Source organism: Arthrobacter sp. Z1-9, from assembly GCF_054792695.1.
The window spans coordinates 2,752,494-2,768,597 of record NZ_CP096456.1; the positions used below are offsets into that span (position 1 = coordinate 2,752,494).

Consider the following 16,104-nt stretch of genomic DNA (forward strand, 5'->3'; position numbering starts at 1 on the left):
TGCCTACAGCGAACGGCAATGCACTCCGGCAGACAGCCGACCAGCACCGGGGTACCGTGAAGGTTGATTAACAGTCACACCGACGATCGGCGGGATCATGACCTCCAACCCACTTAATCCGTCCAACGGCGACGACACCCCCAAGGACCCGTTGGCAGAGATGCTGCAAAACCTGATGGGCGGCAAGGGGATGGAGAATTTCGATCCTGCCGAGCTGGCGAAGGCTGCCGGCCTTCCCAACGACCCCAACCTCCTGGCCCAGATGTTTTCGCAGGTCCAGGCGATGATGAGCGTGCCGTCCGAGGGTCCGGTGAACTGGAAGCTGGCCCACGAGAATGCCCGGCGGGTCGCGGCAGCCAGCGCAGATCCATCGGTCACGTCGCAGCAATCCCGTGAAGTGGACGAGGCCCTGCGGCTCGCTGAACTGTGGCTCGACCCCGTCACCGATCTTCCCGCTACAGGCCTGATCGGCCGCGCGTGGTCCCGTGCGGAGTGGGTGGAGGCGACCCTTGGCACCTGGAAGAGGCTGACCGAGCCGGTGGCCAACAGCATCGCCAATGCGCTTTCATCCGCGATGACCGAACAGATGCCTGAAGAGATGAAGTCCATGATGGGCGGAGCCTCGTCAATGCTGCAGAACATGGGCGGCGCCATCTTCGGCATGCAGCTGGGGCAGGCCATCGGCGCCCTGTCCACGGATGTGGTCAGCTCCACCGACATCGGAGTACCCCTCGCCGACCTTGAGATGGCGCTGCTGCCCATCAACGTCGCCGCTTTCGGCCAAGGGCTTTCCCTGCCCGAGAATGACATTCGGCTCTTCCTCGCGGTCCGGGAAGCTGCCCACGCACGGCTCTTTGTCCAGGTTCCCTGGCTGCGGGGCCACCTGCTCGGCGCCATCGAGGCCTACGCGAGGGGCATCCATATCGATACCTCCCGTATCGAGGAACTGGCGCGGGATCTTGATCCCAGCAATCCCGAGGGTATCCAGGAAGCCCTTTCGCAGGGCGTATTTATGCCCCAGCGGACACCTGCCCAGGAGCAGGCCCTGGAGAAACTGGAAACCGCGCTCGCGCTGGTGGAGGGGTGGGTGGACGAACTCACTGCGGCGGCTACCGAAAAGGTTCTTCCGTCTGCGGGCGCCCTCCGGGAAACCGTCCGTCGGCGCCGTGCCACGGGAGGTCCGGCCGAGCACGCGTTCGCTTCGCTGGTCGGTTTGGAACTGCGCCCCCGCCGGCTGCGGGATGCGGCCACACTCTGGGCCACGCTGAAAGAAGAACGCGGCATTGAAGGCCGGGACGCGATCTGGCACCACCCGGACCTGCTGCCCACCGGCGAGGACCTGGATGATCCCCGCGGGTTCAGCGGACGCCGGAAACTGGCCGAAGCCAGCGACACGGAGGTGGACGACGCCCTGCAGAAGTTGCTGAGCGGCGGGTTTGATGATGCCTCGTCCAACGGAAACAATGACGCCGACGGCGGGCAGGACGGGAAGCCGGCCGAGGACCCGGATGCCGACGGGCAGGACGGCGGGCCTAAAAGCTAAGCCGGCCTAATCGGCGTCGTCCGCCCAGCGCTCCCCGCCTGGCCGGACGGCACCGGTTCCGTCACCCGCTTCACTGCCGGGAAGGCCCCGGGCCATGGCAAAGGAGACCCCTTCCAGGAAAGCCTTAGCCCGTGCGGTGTCCGGGTATTCCTCCAGCAGCTTCCAGAACGCCGCATTGTGGCTGGCCACCAGGAGGTGGGCGAGCTCATGGAGCAGTACATAGTCGATCACCCACTGGGGCATGGGGCGGAGCTTGTCCGAAAGGCGGATAGTTCCGTCCGCGGGGGTGGCCGAACCCCACCTTGAATTCTGGTTGCTGACCCAGCGCACCGACGCCGGCACGGCTTTTCCGCCGAGGTACCGTTCGGACAACTGGGCGGCGTGGGCGGCCAGGGCGGCGTCCGAGGCGGGGCGCTTGCGGCCGGAAGCTGAACGCCGTTCCCCCTGGCGATGCAGCTTGGCCAGCATCCGCTGGACCCATTCCTTTTCCTGGGCAGCCGAGAACCGCGCCGGGATGGCCACGACGGCCGTCCCGTTCTCCCAGAACGCCGCAACGGTCCGGGTGCGGCGGGCGGAGCGGCGCACCTCTACCGGCGCGCCGCCCTCGGTGGTGATCACAGTGCGGTGCTTTCCACCAGGACCCGCAGAACGTCTTCCCCGTAGCGTTCCAGCTTTGACGGCCCCACTCCCGCCAGCGCCGCAAGTTCTTCCAGGGAGGTGGGCCGGGCTTCGGCAATGGCTGTAAGCGTTGCGTCGGTGAACACGACGAAGGCGGGAACGTCCGCGGACAGCGCCACCTCGCGCCGCCAGGTCCGCAGGGCGTCAAAGGTCTGTTCCTCATAGCTCGGCGGGCAGGCGTTGCACCGCCCCACTTTGCGTTCCGCCCCGGTGGCCAGCATGCTGCCGCAGACCCTGCAGACGGCCGGGGCGGCCGCCTTGCGGCGGGGCAAAGGCCCCTTGCCCCTGATATTTGAGCCTGCGACGGAATCCGGGCGCAGCCCGTCCAGGAACCTGGAGGGCTTGCGGTTGGCCCGGCCCCCGGGAGTCCTGGCCGTGGACCAGGACAGTGAAAGGTGTTCGCGGGCCCGCGTGATCCCCACGTAGAGGAGCCGCCGTTCCTCGTCCACGGATTCCGGGGAATCGGCAAAGGAGATGGGCATCAAACCTTCGCTGAGCCCCACCAGGAACACCGCGTCCCATTCCAGGCCCTTGGCCGCGTGCAGCGAGGCGAGGGTCACGCCCTGCACTGTGGGTGCATGCTGGGCCAGCGAACGCTCCTGGAGTTCGTTCACAAAGTCTGCCAGGCCAAACTCCGGTCCACGTGTCTGGACGAGTTCGTCCGCGAGGGCCACGAGCGCCGCGAGGGACTCCCAGCGTTCACGGAGCGCACCGCCGTTGTGGGGTGCTGCCTCGGTATAGCCGAGGGACGCAACGATGTCCCGGACCAGCTGGCCCAGAGGTTCCGGCGACTCCGCCGGGACCGCCCGGGTGGCTGCCCGCAGCTGGAGGATGGCATCGCGTACTTCCTTGCGGGCAAAGAAGCGCTCTCCGCCGCGCAGCTGATAGCCGATGCCGGCGGCAGCAAGAGCCTGTTCATAGGCCTCGGACTGCCCGTTGGTGCGGAACAGGACAGCCACCTCGCTGGCCGGAGTGCCGGCGTCGAGCAAGGCCTTGATCTTTTGTGCCACCGTGGCAGCTTCCGCTTCATCGTCCGAGCACTCGGTGAACTGAGGGGCAGGCCCGGCCGGCCGCTGGGCCACGAGCTGGAGCGGGGCAGCCCAGGCGGCATCAGCGGCAGCTCCACTGCTCCGCCTGGCCGCAAGGAGATCGTTGGCGAGCTTGACCACCTGCGGCGTGGAGCGGTAATCCCTGATCAGTTTCACGACGTTGGCCTGCGGATAGCGGGCCTTAAATTCCAGGAGATGCTTCGGTGAGGCCCCGGTGAACGAATAAATGGTCTGGCTGGCGTCCCCGACGACGCACAGCTCGTCCCGTCCTCCAAGCCACAGTTCGAGGAGCCTTTGCTGCAGCGGGGAAACGTCCTGGTACTCGTCCACCACAAAGTGCCGGTACTGCTCGCGGACGGTGGCGGCAACCTTTTCGTCCTCCTGCAGGATGCCCACGGTGATTAGGAGGACGTCCTCGAAGTCAATGACATTGCGGTCCGTCTTGACATCTTCGTAGGACTGGAAGACCCGGGCGACGGCGGTGAGGTCGAAACCGCCCGGCGCACCCCGGTCCTGCGCGTTTTCAAGGTAGTTGGCGGGCGTCAGCATGGACACTTTGGCCCACTCGATTTCGGAAGCAAGATCGCGGATGGAGGCCCTGTCCGTGCTCAACCGAAGCCGGCGGGCTGCCTCGGCGAGCATCTGGGCCTTGTGGTCCAGCAGGTTGGGCAGCGTCCCGCCGACAGCCTGCGGCCAGAAGAACTGCAGCTGGCGCAGTGCTGCTGCGTGGAACGTACGGGCCTGGACGTTACCGGCCCCAAGGTCGCGCAACCGGCTGCGCATCTCCGCCGCCGCGCGGGCAGTGAAGGTCACGGCCAGCAGCCGCTGGGGAGTGTAGACGCCGGAGTGCACACCATAGGCGATGCGGTGGGTGATGGCCCGTGTCTTTCCCGTGCCGGCCCCGGCAAGGACGCACAGCGGGCCGTTAAGGGTGCTGGCCACTTCGCGCTGCTCGGCATCAAGGCCGCCCAGGATCCGGTCCTCCAGGGAAGCTGCGCCATCAAAATTTTCTGTAGTCACTTTGCTGCTTTTTCGTCTCGACTACCGCGTGTTGGAGTCTGATGGATAAGTAGGGCTTCAGGCGCCAACCCGGTCCTGAATACGTCCGCCGAACCAGTGCTCTATCAGGGAGCGGGCAATCGACAGCCGGCTGGAGATGGTGATCTCTCCGGTGAGCACGGCGTCCTGGAGTTCCTCACGGCTGAACCAGCGCGCCCTGGTCACCTCCACGCCGTCGGGTGTTGCCTCGGCGTCTTCGGTGACGGCGGTAAATCCAAGCATAAGGGAGGCAGGGAACGGCCAGGACTGCGAGCCAAGGTACTGGCACGCGGCAACCCTTACTCCCACTTCCTCCTGGATCTCCCGGACCACTGCCTGCTCCAGGGACTCCCCCGGTTCCACGAACCCTGCCAGCGTTGAATAGTTCCTGGCATCACGGGCCCCGCCACCGCCAAGGAGCAGGCGGCCGTCCGGGCCCACTACGGTAACGATGATGGCGGGGTCGGTCCGCGGGTAGTGTTCAGACGAATCGGAAGGGCAGCGCCGCACCCATCCCCCGGCTTCCACATCGGTGGGCGAACCGCAGCGCGGACAATGCGTGTGCGTGGCATGCCAGTTGGCAATGGCGCTGGCTTCAACAAACAGGGCTGTATGTGTTGGGCTCAGTCCGGCGGCAACGTCCCGGAATCCTGCCCACGAAGCATCCGAGGGTATCCCGGCAGTTCCAGGCTCCGCCGCTTCCCGCAGGACGAACAGCAGCAGTTGGGTGCCCGGGGCAAGATCCGAATCGGGCAGGGCGGAACCAAGGTAAACCGTCAGCTCCGGCGCGGCACCTGCGGCGGCCAATGCATCAAGGAGCGGCCGGGCCGCCGCGATGAACAGCCCGCCGCCGTGGATCAGCCCCTGCCTGCCGGAGAGGACAACGGCCAACGTGTCCGGAGCGGCGAGTAGCTCCTCCACCATTCCCGGTTGTGCCCGGGCGACAGATCCGCGGTCAACCAGCGCGGGGGGCACCGGAAGTACCGTGTCCATCAGGTGGTTCGCCGGCAGCCGGGCCGCCTTGCCCAGGTTGACCGGTGCTACAGACTCCGCATGGCTCATGTGTCCACCGTACTGACTGGGACCGACAATTGATATTTGGGGCGCACCACCCCCTTGCCGGGCTCCCCTGCCTACCCGGATTTGGACTATATCTGAAGACTCGCCGTCCTTGGACCGGTATCTTCGACTGGACGCAATCTACCGTGGAACGGTGAGAAGAAAACCGATTGAACTGGCAGCCGTTGCAACCGCGGCAGTCCCCGGACTGACCCCAACGGCCGTTGGCTCTGCCCCGGATGACCCTGCGGACTTCGACTCCGCCCTGCTGCTGGATTCCGAGGGCAAGCGCTGGCGTGTCCGCTCACCGCGGCACGCCGAGGCAAGCGCCCGGCTCGAGACGGAATTCCTCGTGCTGCGCGCCTTCGCCCCGGCGATCAGGGCCGAACTTCCCTTCCTCATGCCCACAGTTGCCGGCAGCGTGCGGCTGGGAACGTTGAGCACGTTTGTCTACTCGCATCTGGCCGGCAGCACGCACAGCGTCGAGGAACTGACCGCAGGCCCGGACGCCCTCGCCCGTGAAATCGGCGTCGCTCTTGCCGCCATCCATGACCTTCCCCATTCGCTGGTCAGCAACGCCGACCTGCCCAGCTACACCCCTAACGAGTTCCGGCAGCGCCGGCTGAATGAACTTGACCAGGCCGCGACCACCGGGAAGATCCCGCCCGCCCTGCTGCTCCGCTGGGAACACGCCATGGAAGACGTATCCCTGTGGCGCTTCAACCCCAGCGTGGTGCATGGCGACCTTCACGAGGACAACCTCCTGGTGGAAGGCCAGCGTGTGACTGCGGTCACCGGCTGGACCGATTTGAGGATCGGTGATCCTGCCGACGATTTCGCCTGGCTTGTTGCCTCCAATGAGCAGGACTTTGTCAGCGCGGTACTGGAGGCCTACACGGCCGGCCGCAGGGATACCCCGGACAACCACCTCCTGCGCCGGGCAGCACTTTCCGCGGAGTTCGCGCTGGCCCAGTACCTGGTGAAGGGGATCGCCTCGGACGACCCCGGCATCATCTCAGAGGCAGAAGAGATGCTTGGCACGCTCGCCCGGGACATCGAAGAGCACGGCGGGCAGCCGATCAGCGTGGAGCCCCAGCCGCCGGCGGGTGCACCGGCTGCTGGCTTCCCCACAGTGGCGGAAGCGGGCGCCACTGCCGCAGGCACAGACACAGCCGCAGCCGCAGCCGCAGGCAAAGTGCCGGCGGTCATGGCGGCCGGCGCCGGTCCTTGGGGTTCCGCGCCGGCCGTTACGGTAGCACCGCTGCCGGTCCCGCCGGCGGTCCACGTCACCGCTATCCCGGCGGAAGCCCCGGCTGCCTCCGCAACAGGGAAATCCGCGGGGAACAACGGGCCGACGATGGACAGCGGGCAGGCCAAGGCGGAGGACAAGAAGGAACTGGACGATACCTCCACGGCTGCCATCTCCATCGTCGACGTCACGAAGAACTGAGGGCAGCGGTCACGATCTCCTCCAGCTCGCCGGCTGTACCAATGTCGTGGGGCCGCACAACCTCGTTGTCCGCGACGTAGAAGAAGGCCGCCCGCACTTCCTCGAGCGGCACCTCCTTCAACCGCGCCCAGGCAAGCCGGTACACCGCGAGCTGCACGGACTTGGTCCTGAGCTGCGCCGCGGACGGGCGCCGTCCGGTTTTCCAGTCCACGAGGTCCCACCGGCCGTCGGCGTCCCGAAAGACCGCGTCAATGCGGCCACGCACCACGACGTCGCCCACGCGCGTCTCTACCGGAACCTCAACAAAGGCGGGCGAGCGTTCAGCCCAGGGCGATGCCTTGAAGGTTGCCACCATGGCGTCAAGGTCGTAGGCAGCATCAAGGTGGTCGTCCGAGCCGGGAGCTTCACCGAGGTCGAGCATTCCGGCGGCGCCGAAATACTCCTCCACCCATGCATGGAAGGCCGTGCCCTTCCGTGCTGACATGCCGGGTTCGCGCGGCACGGGCCTGCGGAGCCTGCCAAGCACCGCGGCGGGGTCCTCCCGCAGTTCCACCAGGGTGGATGCGGAGATGTGCCCGGGCAGGTGCACTTCGCGGCCGGCACTCCTCCTGGTGCGCCGCTCCAGCAGCAGCGCCGCTTCCCGGGCCCATCCCCGTGCCACACCTGTCAGCTCCTTACGGGGATCAACCTGCCCCGCGGGTACATCTGGTGGAAGCAGGCCCGCAAGGGCTTCCCCGTCCCGGTTCCCCAGGGCGGCAAGTACCTTGGCGGCGGCTGTCTCCATAGCCTGCCGCCGTCCGCCTGAAAGGCGAAGGCGGTTCCCGGTGCGCGGGTCCACAGGCCCCTCCAGGGGGTCGTAAGGCCAGGTGGCAACTTCCGATTCAAGGGTGAGCGGGCTCTCCTCCGGAAGAGCGGCTTCCTCAAGCGACCCCGGATGGACTGTCGCAGCAGCCCGCTGCCCACCCCCGGTCGCCTTGGTGAGTGCCTCGAGTTCGGAGAGGAACGGTGACATGTCGGCACGCCCCGCCCTCGAGCCCACCCACGCAGGGCTGGACGCCCAGAGGACGTGTTTGGCCCTGGTGTAGGCCACGTAGGCGAGGCGGCGTTCCTCCGACTCCCCGTGCGCTTGGACGGCCGACTTGAAGTCCTTTTCCGCGTCCAGCCAGCCCTTCTGGTCAGGCTGCTCGAGGTCCCACTGGGGAAGGTCGGCACGGTCACCCCGGAGCGGCCAGGGCAGGGCAGCCGAGCCGCTGCTCCACCGGGAGTCCCTGTCGCTGGGGAAGGCCCCGGCATTGAGCCCGGGGACAAAAACCACATCCCATTCGAGGCCCTTCGACGCGTGGACTGTCAGCAGTTGCACAGCCTCCCGGTTCACTTCACTGGCCGGCGCTTCCAACCCGTTTTCCTCAGCAGCGGCGGCCTCCAGCCAGGACAGGAACGCGAGGATGTCCACACGCTGGGACGTGCGCAGGAACCCCGCGGCGGCGTCCTGGAAGGCGTCAAGGTTGCGGCGGGCCTGGTGGATGCTGATGCCTGGCCGCGCGGCCACTTCGATGTCCAGCAGCATGGACCGCTCAACCTCGCCCAGCAGGGTGGTGAGGTCATCGCCGAGGTAGCTCCGTAGCTGCCGCAGTTCAGTCGAGAGCCGGGCAAGCCGGCTCCGGGCACCGGCACTGAGCGACCTGCCGTTGGCGGACGCCCAGCCCTCCCGGGGCAGCCAGTCCAAGGCTTCCACCAGGCTGGCGCCGTCGGTCAGATCGCTCTCGAGGACCGTTTCACTGGCTTCGTCCGGCTGCTCGTCAGACTGCTGGGCGACCTGTCCGCGCCGCCGCGCCAACTGGCTGGACCAGTCGCGCAGCGCCATCAGATCAGCCGGGCCGATGCGCCAGCGGGCGCCTGCCAGGAGGCGCATCAGCGAGTCGGAGCGTCCGGGGTCGGCAAGCACACGCAGGGTGGCCACGAGGTCCACGATTTCGGGGGTATCCAGGAGCCCGCCGAGCCCAACTATTTCATAGGGAATTCCCCTGGCTTCAAACTGGCGACGGATGGTCTCCATCTGTGCGCGCCGGCGGCAGAGCACGGAAAGGGCGGGCGGTACGGGAGTTCCGTCCGGTTTAAGCTCAAAGTCCGTCACCCGGTACTTCAGAACGTCCTCGGCGAGTGCCGACGCTTCATCGACATCCGTCCCGAAGCGCCCCAGCACAACCGTCCCCTCAACTGCGACCGGGCTGGGCTGCAACGGAGGCACATTTGCTGCCGCAGGCCCTCCCCCGCCGGCCGGTCCCCGCTGGGCTGCTGCCTTGCCCAGGGACTCGGACATTACGTTGGCGGCCGAAAGGATGGACCGGCCATTCCGCCAGGCCGTCGTCAGGTAGGACGTGGGGGCAGGAGCCCACGTCCCGGCGCCTGCGGGACCACTGGCCACGGGGAATTCCCGGACAAAGTGGAAAAGCTGCCCGGCCGAGGCTCCGCGGAAACCGTAGATCGACTGGTTGGGGTCGCCCACTGCGGTCACCGCATGCCCGCCTCCGAAGAGCCGGGAGAACAGCACCAGCTGGGCATAGGAGGTGTCCTGGAATTCGTCGAGCAGCACCACCTTGTACCGCTGCCGTTCCATGTGTGCGGCCAACGGAACTTCCTGCGCCACCTTGGCGGCGAGCGCCACAAGGTCTCCGAAGTCAAGGGCGCCCCGCGCCCGCTTCGCTGCTGCGTACCGGCCCACCATGTCCGCCACGCTGGCCCTGGTCCGCAGCATCCCGGCAAGCTCGGCCGCCGACTGTGGCGGGTTCTTCTTTTTGCCCGCCTGGTACGGAAGGGATTCAAATTCGGACAGCCGGGCCATCAGCCAAGCTTCCACGTCCTCGGGTTCCTGGAGGTGCTCCGCGCACTCCCCCGCCAGCTGGATGACCGCCTTCACCAAGGTGGACTTCGCAGACCGGAAGTGGGCGTACTCGCCGTCGTAGGCCTCAACCACTTCGCTCGCCAGCTGCCAGGCCTGCGCGCCGCCGAGGAGGACAACGTCCCGCTCCACGCCCAGCCGCAGTCCGTAATCGGACACGATCCCGCTGGCGAAGGAGTGGTAAGTGGACACCTTGGGCTCGAGGGAGTCGCTGCTGGCCAGCTGCCCGGGGAACAGCTGGTGTGCGCTGTCCTGGCTGGCCAGCCGCTGCAGGGCGGCGAGTTTCGCCCGGATCCGGGACGCGAGCTCGCCGGCGGCCTTGCGGGTGAACGTCACACCGAGGACTTCCTCTGGCCGGACCCAGCCGTTGGCCACCAGCCAGACGACGCGGTCGGCCATGGTGGCGGTTTTGCCCGATCCGGCCCCTGCGATGACCAGCCGCGGCGCCAGCGGCGAACTGATGATTTCCGACTGCTCCCGGGTGGGGACGTTCTTTTCTCCCAGCAGCAGCGAGAGTTCCTCCGGCGTGAACCGTGGTTCGGGGACGTCCGGTGCGGCCACGGCTGTTTCCGCGCTCATTCGGTGACCTGCCTTCCCCGGACGCACAACGGACACACTTCGGGGAGCCGGCAGCCGTGTCCGCCATGGCTTCCCTTCGCTGGATCATGCCGTGCCGGAAATTCGCTGCCGGCCATCACGGCGGCGGCCTCCTGCACCATGTCCAGAGCCCAGTTCTCCTGGGGGTCAAGCGGTTCCTGCTGCTGGATGCCCGGATTTTTTGTTCCCGTTCCAAGTTGGGCGAGTACTGCACCGCCGGGAACGGCAGGCGTACTGCCCCCGGGGCTTTCGCTGAAGCCGCCGGCGAGGACTGCGGCCTGATAGGCGCCCAGCTGCGGGTGGGTGGAGAGTTCCGCCTTACCCGGCTGGCGTTTTCCGGTTTTGAGGTCCACGATGACCAGCCTGCCCTCATTGTCGATTTCCAGGCGGTCCACCTGGCCGCGGAGGACCGCCGCGCGTGCCGTACCGTCGTCTACAGCCACGTCCGGGAGTGCCACCTCAAAGTCCTGCTCGACCCCCAGCAGGCTCCGGCCTTCGCTCCTCATGACCAGCACATACTGGGCAAGCTTGCGGACCATGGCCTCCGCCCGCTGGAAATCCAGTCTCCCCTCCCAGTTGTCCTTCATCCCCAGCGCCGGCCACCGGCGCACCAGTTCCGCGACGTACTCCGATCCTGACGCATCCGGCAGTTCCTGTGCGATGGCGTGGACCAGCGTGCCCAGGCTTCTGGCGAAATCGGTGGCCGCCTCACCTCCTGCAGCCTGCACGAACCAGTCGAGCGGTGACTTCTGGACCGTCTCGACCTTCGACGGTGACACAAATACCGTTCCGCCGGGCGGAACCACGGGATCGGATGAGGTCAGCTGTGGCAGCCCCCACCAGCTTCCGGGATGCGCGCCGGCCACAGGAGGTTCGGCAGCCGCGAGCCGGGCGAGGACCCTGACCGCTTCCTCCGCCTCAGCCGCATGCTTTCCATCCAGCTGGGCATGTTGCCGCAGTTCGGCAACCAGCGCACGCAGGGTCATGGGGCGCTCCACCGGCGTGAACGCCCGCCCCGTCTGGTCCTGGTTGAGGGGGGAGACGTAATCCAGGAAGGAGGACGGCTGTTCGTCCTCCGAGGAGACGGCAGTGCAGATCAGGAGCTCCCGTGCCCTTGACACAGCCGTAGAGAAGCTGCGCAGTTCGTCATACCGGATATCCCGCAAACGGCTCAGCGGATCCCGCTGCAGCGCGTAAGGTACCCCGTGCTCGACGGCGTCCGCGTACAGGGTGCTGCCCAGGAGTTCGCCGCGTAGCCGCGTGTTCGGCCATACGCCTTCCTGGAGCCCTGCCACCAGGACCACAGGCCATTCCCGCCCTGCTGCGCTGGCGGGAGTCATCAGTTCGACGGCGTCGTCCAGCTGGGCGCGGGCGGCCAGCGTGTCCATGGGGAGCTCCTGGTTCAGCAGGTACTCCAGGAACTGCTCCGGTCCGGCACCGGGCATCTGGTCGACGTACCGTTCGGCGGTGTGGAAAAGCGCCATCATGGCGTCAAGGTCCCGGTCCGCGCGGGCGCCATGCGGACCGCCGGACAAGGCGGTTTCCGTCCAGGCAGTGGAAAGACCGGTGGAATGCCAGAGGGCCCACAGCACCGACTCGGCGTTGGCACCCGGTTCGAATGCAGCTTTCCGTCCTGCCTGGATCATGCCTGCCGTGCGGCGCGCCGCACGGCCTTCCATGCCGAGGGTTGACAGGGCTCCCGGTTGGAGCAGGGCTTCGACGAGCAAGGCGTCACTGGTGCGGCCCCCGCCGCCCAGGAGCTCTTCGCGCCTTAAGGACTGCCGCAGCCGGCGCAGCTCGATGGAGGTGGCACCGCCGATGCGGGACGTCAAAAGCGATACAGCCGTTTCGGGTGTCAGCAGTGCGGGGTCAAGCGCGACTGCGAAGGCGTCCAGCAGGGGCCGAACCGCCACTTCGTCCCGGACGGCCGACTCGGCCACAGGCACACGAACCGGGACCCCCTGGCCGGACAGGTAACGCTGCAGCTCGCTGACCTGTCCTCCATTACGCACAATCACCGCGATCTCGGCAAGGTCCCGGCCGTGGTTGATGTGCTGGTCCAGGATGCGCTGGGCCACATACCGGAGTTCATGCACGGCTGTCGGCACGAGATGGGCTTCCACCACTCCCTGCGCGCGGTCCCCCACCGGCTGCTCGAGTTGCCTGGCCAACTGCCCGCCCGCCCGCTGTGAGATACGTGCGGCAACGCCCAACCACGCGTCCGCCAGGGCCTGCGTGTGCCGGTGTGCGTATCGCAGGGGCCGCTCCAGGGCAGGGGCGTGCGGCGACAGCAGGCGCGGCAGTTCGGCCACGAGATCCGGGCGCGCTCCCCGGAAACCCTGGACGACGGTGTCCGGGGAGAAGGCAATGAAGCAGTCCATTCCGCGGGCGATGTCCGCCAGAAGCTCAAAGACGGCAGGGTTGGCCTCCTGCACGTCATCAACAACGATTACCTGCAGGCGCTCACGTTCGGCAGCCAGGAATTCAGGGACGTCCTGGAAGACCTGCCGTGCGGCCGTGATGATCCCGGCGGGATCAAAGGCCTCGGGCATTCTCAGGTCCAGGACGTCGCGGTACTCCGCGTACAACCCGGCTGCGGCAATCCAGTCAGGCCGGTCGCACTGGCTGCCCAGCTGGGCGAGGTCAGCGGCCGTCAGGCCCGACTCAATGACCCGGTCGAACAGCTGCCTCACTTCCTGCCGGAAGCCGCGGGTCTCCAGGGCTCCGGCCAGATCGTCAGGCCACGGCAGCTCCAGCCCTGGCAGGCGGTGGCCTTCGAGGAGTTCCTTGATGATGAGGTCCTGCTCCGGACCGGACAGGAGGCGCGGCGGCCGTGAGAGGGGCAGCACTCCCTCGGCCTTGGCCCGCCGGAGGACATCAAAAGCGTAGGACGCCCAGGTGCGGGCCGGCGTCGTGCTCAGGCTTCTGTCCAGCCGGGCGGTGAACCGGTCACGAAGGGAATCAGCCGCGAGCCGGGTTGGGGCCAGGATGAGCATCCGCTCGGGGTCAACCCCGTCCCGCAGCACCCGCGTGACCGCGGCTTCGATCAGGACAGTGGTTTTGCCCGTGCCCGGCGCCCCCGGTACCAGGACAGGCCCGGATCCCTGCGCCACGTCAACAGCTGCCTGCTGATCGGAGGTCAGCGACGGGGCTTCAGCGTGGATCCGCCGCGGCGGCAGCAGTTTGAGGCCCGGAGAACCGGGCTGGGCAGGGCGTCCTGTCCAGCCGTCGTCCAATACTTCAGCTGCTGTATCGAATTCGGCTTCAAGGCCGGCTGCTGATGGGTGCCGGTACTCGTCGCGGGGACCTGTGAAGGGAACTGTTACTGTCACGCCGACATTCCATCATCAGCCACCGACAATTTATGCAGCCGACGCTCCAACTCCCCCGCAACGGCGTCGATGTGCTCAAAATCTTCAGCTGTCGGCGCCCAGCGTGCGGCGGAAAGGTCCACCCGCCAGGAGCCCTCCCCGGTCCGCAGGCAGGTTTCGTAGTCGCCGGTGAGGGGAGTGCCCTCCTGGAGGTAGTGGCGCAGGGCTTTCACTTCATGGCCCTCCGGGGCCTGTCCGCTCGCCTTGAGGATGCGCCACCACGGGACGCCGCTGCCGTAGTGGCTCATGACAGTGCCGATCTGCCTGGGCCCGCCTGATCCCAGCAGTTCGGCGACGTCCCCGTATGACACTGCGGATCCGGCCGGAACCAGCCTCACGATGGCCAGTACCGCCTCCACATACTCAATCCGCATTGATCCAATCTAGCCGCAGTGGCGCTCCCGGGAATTGTCGGTGGCCCCCGTTAGCGTGGATGCATGAGCACCTGGAACACCCTTCCCCGCGCAGCCTTCGACCTGGAAACCACCGGCCGCAATTCGCGTGCCGCCCGGATAGTGACGGCCTCAGTCACTGTGGTGGACCACAGGGGTGAGGTCATCGAGGAACATGAGTGGCTGGCCGATCCAGGGGTTGAAATACCCACCGAAGCCAGTGATGTGCACGGCATCACCACTGAACAGGCCCGGCGCGAGGGCAGGCCTGCCCGCGAGGTGACGCAGGAACTCGCGGCAGTGCTGCAGGGGCTTTTCGACGCCGGTACGCCGGTTATCGCGTTCAACGCCAGCTACGACTTCACGGTGCTTGCAGCCGAGTCGGCCCGCTACGGGGTCCCGCAACTTACCCGGTTTCCGGTATTGGACCCCTACATCATGAACAAGCAGGTGGACCGGTACCGCAAGGGCAAGCGGACCCTCACTGCCTTGTGCGAAGAGTATGGCGTGGTCCTGGACAACGCCCATACGTCGGCCGCCGATGCCCTGGCTACCCTGAAGGTCCTGGATGCGATGGCCGGGAAATTCCCGAAACTGAGCATGCCCGCCAGCCAGCTGCACCAGCTTCAGGTGGACTGGGCCGTGAGCCAGGCTGCAGACTTCCAGGGCTACCTCCGCAAGACCAAGCCGACAGCCGTCATCGAGGGTGACTGGCCCGTACTCCCGCCGCAGGACGCAAGCGCCGGCGGCTTCTAGCCCGTCAGCCGCGCTGCCTCTGGCGAGATATATTTCACAGTCATATCGCTTCACAAGACGGCTTGGTTTTCGGCACCGAGGATTCGCTGCGACGGCCACTGCAAGCTTCAGCAGGACGGGCGCAACGGCCCTAAGCCGAATCTTCTTCGGCAGGGCGCGGCCCGCGTCCGCGCTTCTTCACCTTCCAGGCCGAAAACACCGAAGTGAGACAATAAAGTTTTGCGGTCACCCCTGCCCCGGCCTTGCTTGACCAGCACCGGGCAGGTGCCAGGCGCCACCAGCGCAGCCTTGCGGCCCGGTTGACTTATGACTCAATGAAAGTGACAACCTGATGAAAATCAAAGCGATGAAGTGGCTCACAACCGCTCCCGTGGCACTCGCCCTCGCGGTTTCCCTCGCGGCATGCGGCTCAGGATCTGCCGAGCCCAGTGGTACGCCCACGGACGCCCTCGCCGGCAGTGACCAGCAGACGCTGGATAAGTACACCACCGCCGACGTCACCCCGGTGGACCAGATCGACAAGGCCAAGCTCGGCCTCAACACCGAAGGCAAGCTTGAGGTGGGCACCCTCTCGGACGCCCCGCCGAACATCTTTATTGACCCCTCCGGCAAGTTCACCGGTTACGACAACGAACTGCTGCGTGCCATCGCCGGCAAGCTCGGCCTTGAGGTCGAATTCGTTGCCACGGACTTCTCGGCACTCCTTTCGCAGGTGCAGACCAAGCAGTTCGACGTCGGCTCCTCCTCCATCTCCACCACGGACGCCCGCCGCCAGAACGTCGGCTTCACGAATGGCTATGACTTCGGCTTCATGGCAGTCGTCGCCAAGACCGACAGCGACGTCAAGGGCTTTGCCGACCTCACCGGCGACCTCCGCATCGGCGTTGTCCAGGGCACGGTCCAGGATGACTACGTCACCAACACGCTGAAGCTTGAACCGATCCGCTTCCCGGATTACGCCACCGTGTACGCCAACGTGCGCAACGGCCAGGTGGACGCGTGGGTCGCCCCGTCCCAGCAGGCTACCGGCCAGGTGAAGGAAGGCGACGGCACCGCCATCGTCGAGTCCGTCGTCAACACGCAGAACTTCACCGCCTATGCCGTGGCCAAGGACAACCAGCCGCTGATCGATGCGCTGAACTCCGGCCTGGATGCCGTTATCGCTGATGGAACCTGGTCCAAGCTGACCAAGGAGTGGTACCCGGACCGCGAGATGCCGAGCGACTGGAAGCCGGGCAGCAAGGCCGCCACGGTTCCCCAGAGCTGATTGAG

Annotated in this window: 10 protein-coding genes; 4 read left to right on the forward strand and 6 right to left on the reverse strand. The window is 66.7% G+C overall.

From position 1 onward, the window contains the following. Window positions 1-97: 97 nt before the first annotated feature. Complete coding sequence (locus tag M1D93_RS12710; protein ID WP_461171881.1) at window positions 98-1,543, forward strand: zinc-dependent metalloprotease; 1,446 nt, start codon at window positions 98-100, stop codon at window positions 1,541-1,543. A 6-nt stretch (window positions 1,544-1,549) separates the two neighbouring features. On the opposite strand, the gene M1D93_RS12715 is transcribed toward M1D93_RS12710, so the two are convergent. Genes M1D93_RS12715 through nudC form a run of 3 tightly spaced genes read right to left on the reverse strand, consistent with a single transcriptional unit; the run spans window position 1,550 to window position 5,370 of the window. Next, entirely contained in the window at window positions 1,550-2,161 is a 612-nt protein-coding gene (locus M1D93_RS12715; RefSeq protein ID WP_461171882.1) for a YgjP-like metallopeptidase domain-containing protein, read from the reverse strand. Continuing rightward, window positions 2,158-4,290, reverse strand: a complete 2,133-nt coding sequence (locus M1D93_RS12720) for an ATP-dependent DNA helicase UvrD2 (RefSeq protein WP_461171883.1) — start codon at window positions 4,288-4,290, stop codon at window positions 2,158-2,160. The genes M1D93_RS12715 and M1D93_RS12720 overlap by 4 nt, the downstream gene beginning before the upstream one ends. A gap of 57 nt (window positions 4,291-4,347) precedes the next feature. Next, on the reverse strand, window positions 4,348-5,370 hold the full coding sequence (nudC, locus tag M1D93_RS12725; RefSeq protein ID WP_461171884.1) for an NAD(+) diphosphatase: 1,023 nt from the start codon (window positions 5,368-5,370) through the stop codon (window positions 4,348-4,350). Window positions 5,371-5,521: 151 nt separating this feature from the next. On the opposite strand from nudC, the gene M1D93_RS12730 reads away from it, so the two are divergent. Further along, window positions 5,522-6,817 (forward strand): macrolide 2'-phosphotransferase, encoded by a 1,296-nt coding sequence (locus M1D93_RS12730; protein WP_461171885.1) that lies wholly within the window; start codon window positions 5,522-5,524, stop codon window positions 6,815-6,817. Here the strand turns inward: M1D93_RS12730 and M1D93_RS12735 are convergent. The 3 genes from M1D93_RS12735 to M1D93_RS12745 all read right to left on the reverse strand — a co-directional run bounded on the left by M1D93_RS12735 (window position 6,804) and on the right by M1D93_RS12745 (window position 14,058). Next, window positions 6,804-10,295, reverse strand: a complete 3,492-nt coding sequence (locus M1D93_RS12735) for an ATP-dependent helicase (protein WP_461171886.1) — start codon at window positions 10,293-10,295, stop codon at window positions 6,804-6,806. The genes M1D93_RS12730 and M1D93_RS12735 overlap by 14 nt on opposite strands. After that, a complete protein-coding gene (locus M1D93_RS12740; protein ID WP_461175015.1) occupies window positions 10,292-13,549 on the reverse strand; it encodes an ATP-dependent helicase in 3,258 nt (1,085 codons plus the stop codon). The genes M1D93_RS12735 and M1D93_RS12740 overlap by 4 nt, the downstream gene beginning before the upstream one ends. A 92-nt stretch (window positions 13,550-13,641) precedes the next feature. After that, window positions 13,642-14,058, reverse strand: coding sequence for an MGMT family protein (locus M1D93_RS12745; protein ID WP_461171887.1), 417 nt, complete (start codon window positions 14,056-14,058; stop codon window positions 13,642-13,644). A 63-nt stretch (window positions 14,059-14,121) separates the two neighbouring features. Here M1D93_RS12745 and M1D93_RS12750 point away from each other — a divergent pair, with 63 nt between their 5' ends. Next, entirely contained in the window at window positions 14,122-14,832 is a 711-nt protein-coding gene (locus tag M1D93_RS12750) for an exonuclease domain-containing protein (RefSeq protein WP_461171888.1), read from the forward strand. A 331-nt stretch (window positions 14,833-15,163) separates the two neighbouring features. Next, on the forward strand, window positions 15,164-16,099 hold the full coding sequence (locus M1D93_RS12755) for an ABC transporter substrate-binding protein (protein WP_461171889.1): 936 nt from the start codon (window positions 15,164-15,166) through the stop codon (window positions 16,097-16,099). The last annotated feature ends 5 nt before the right edge of the window (window positions 16,100-16,104 follow it).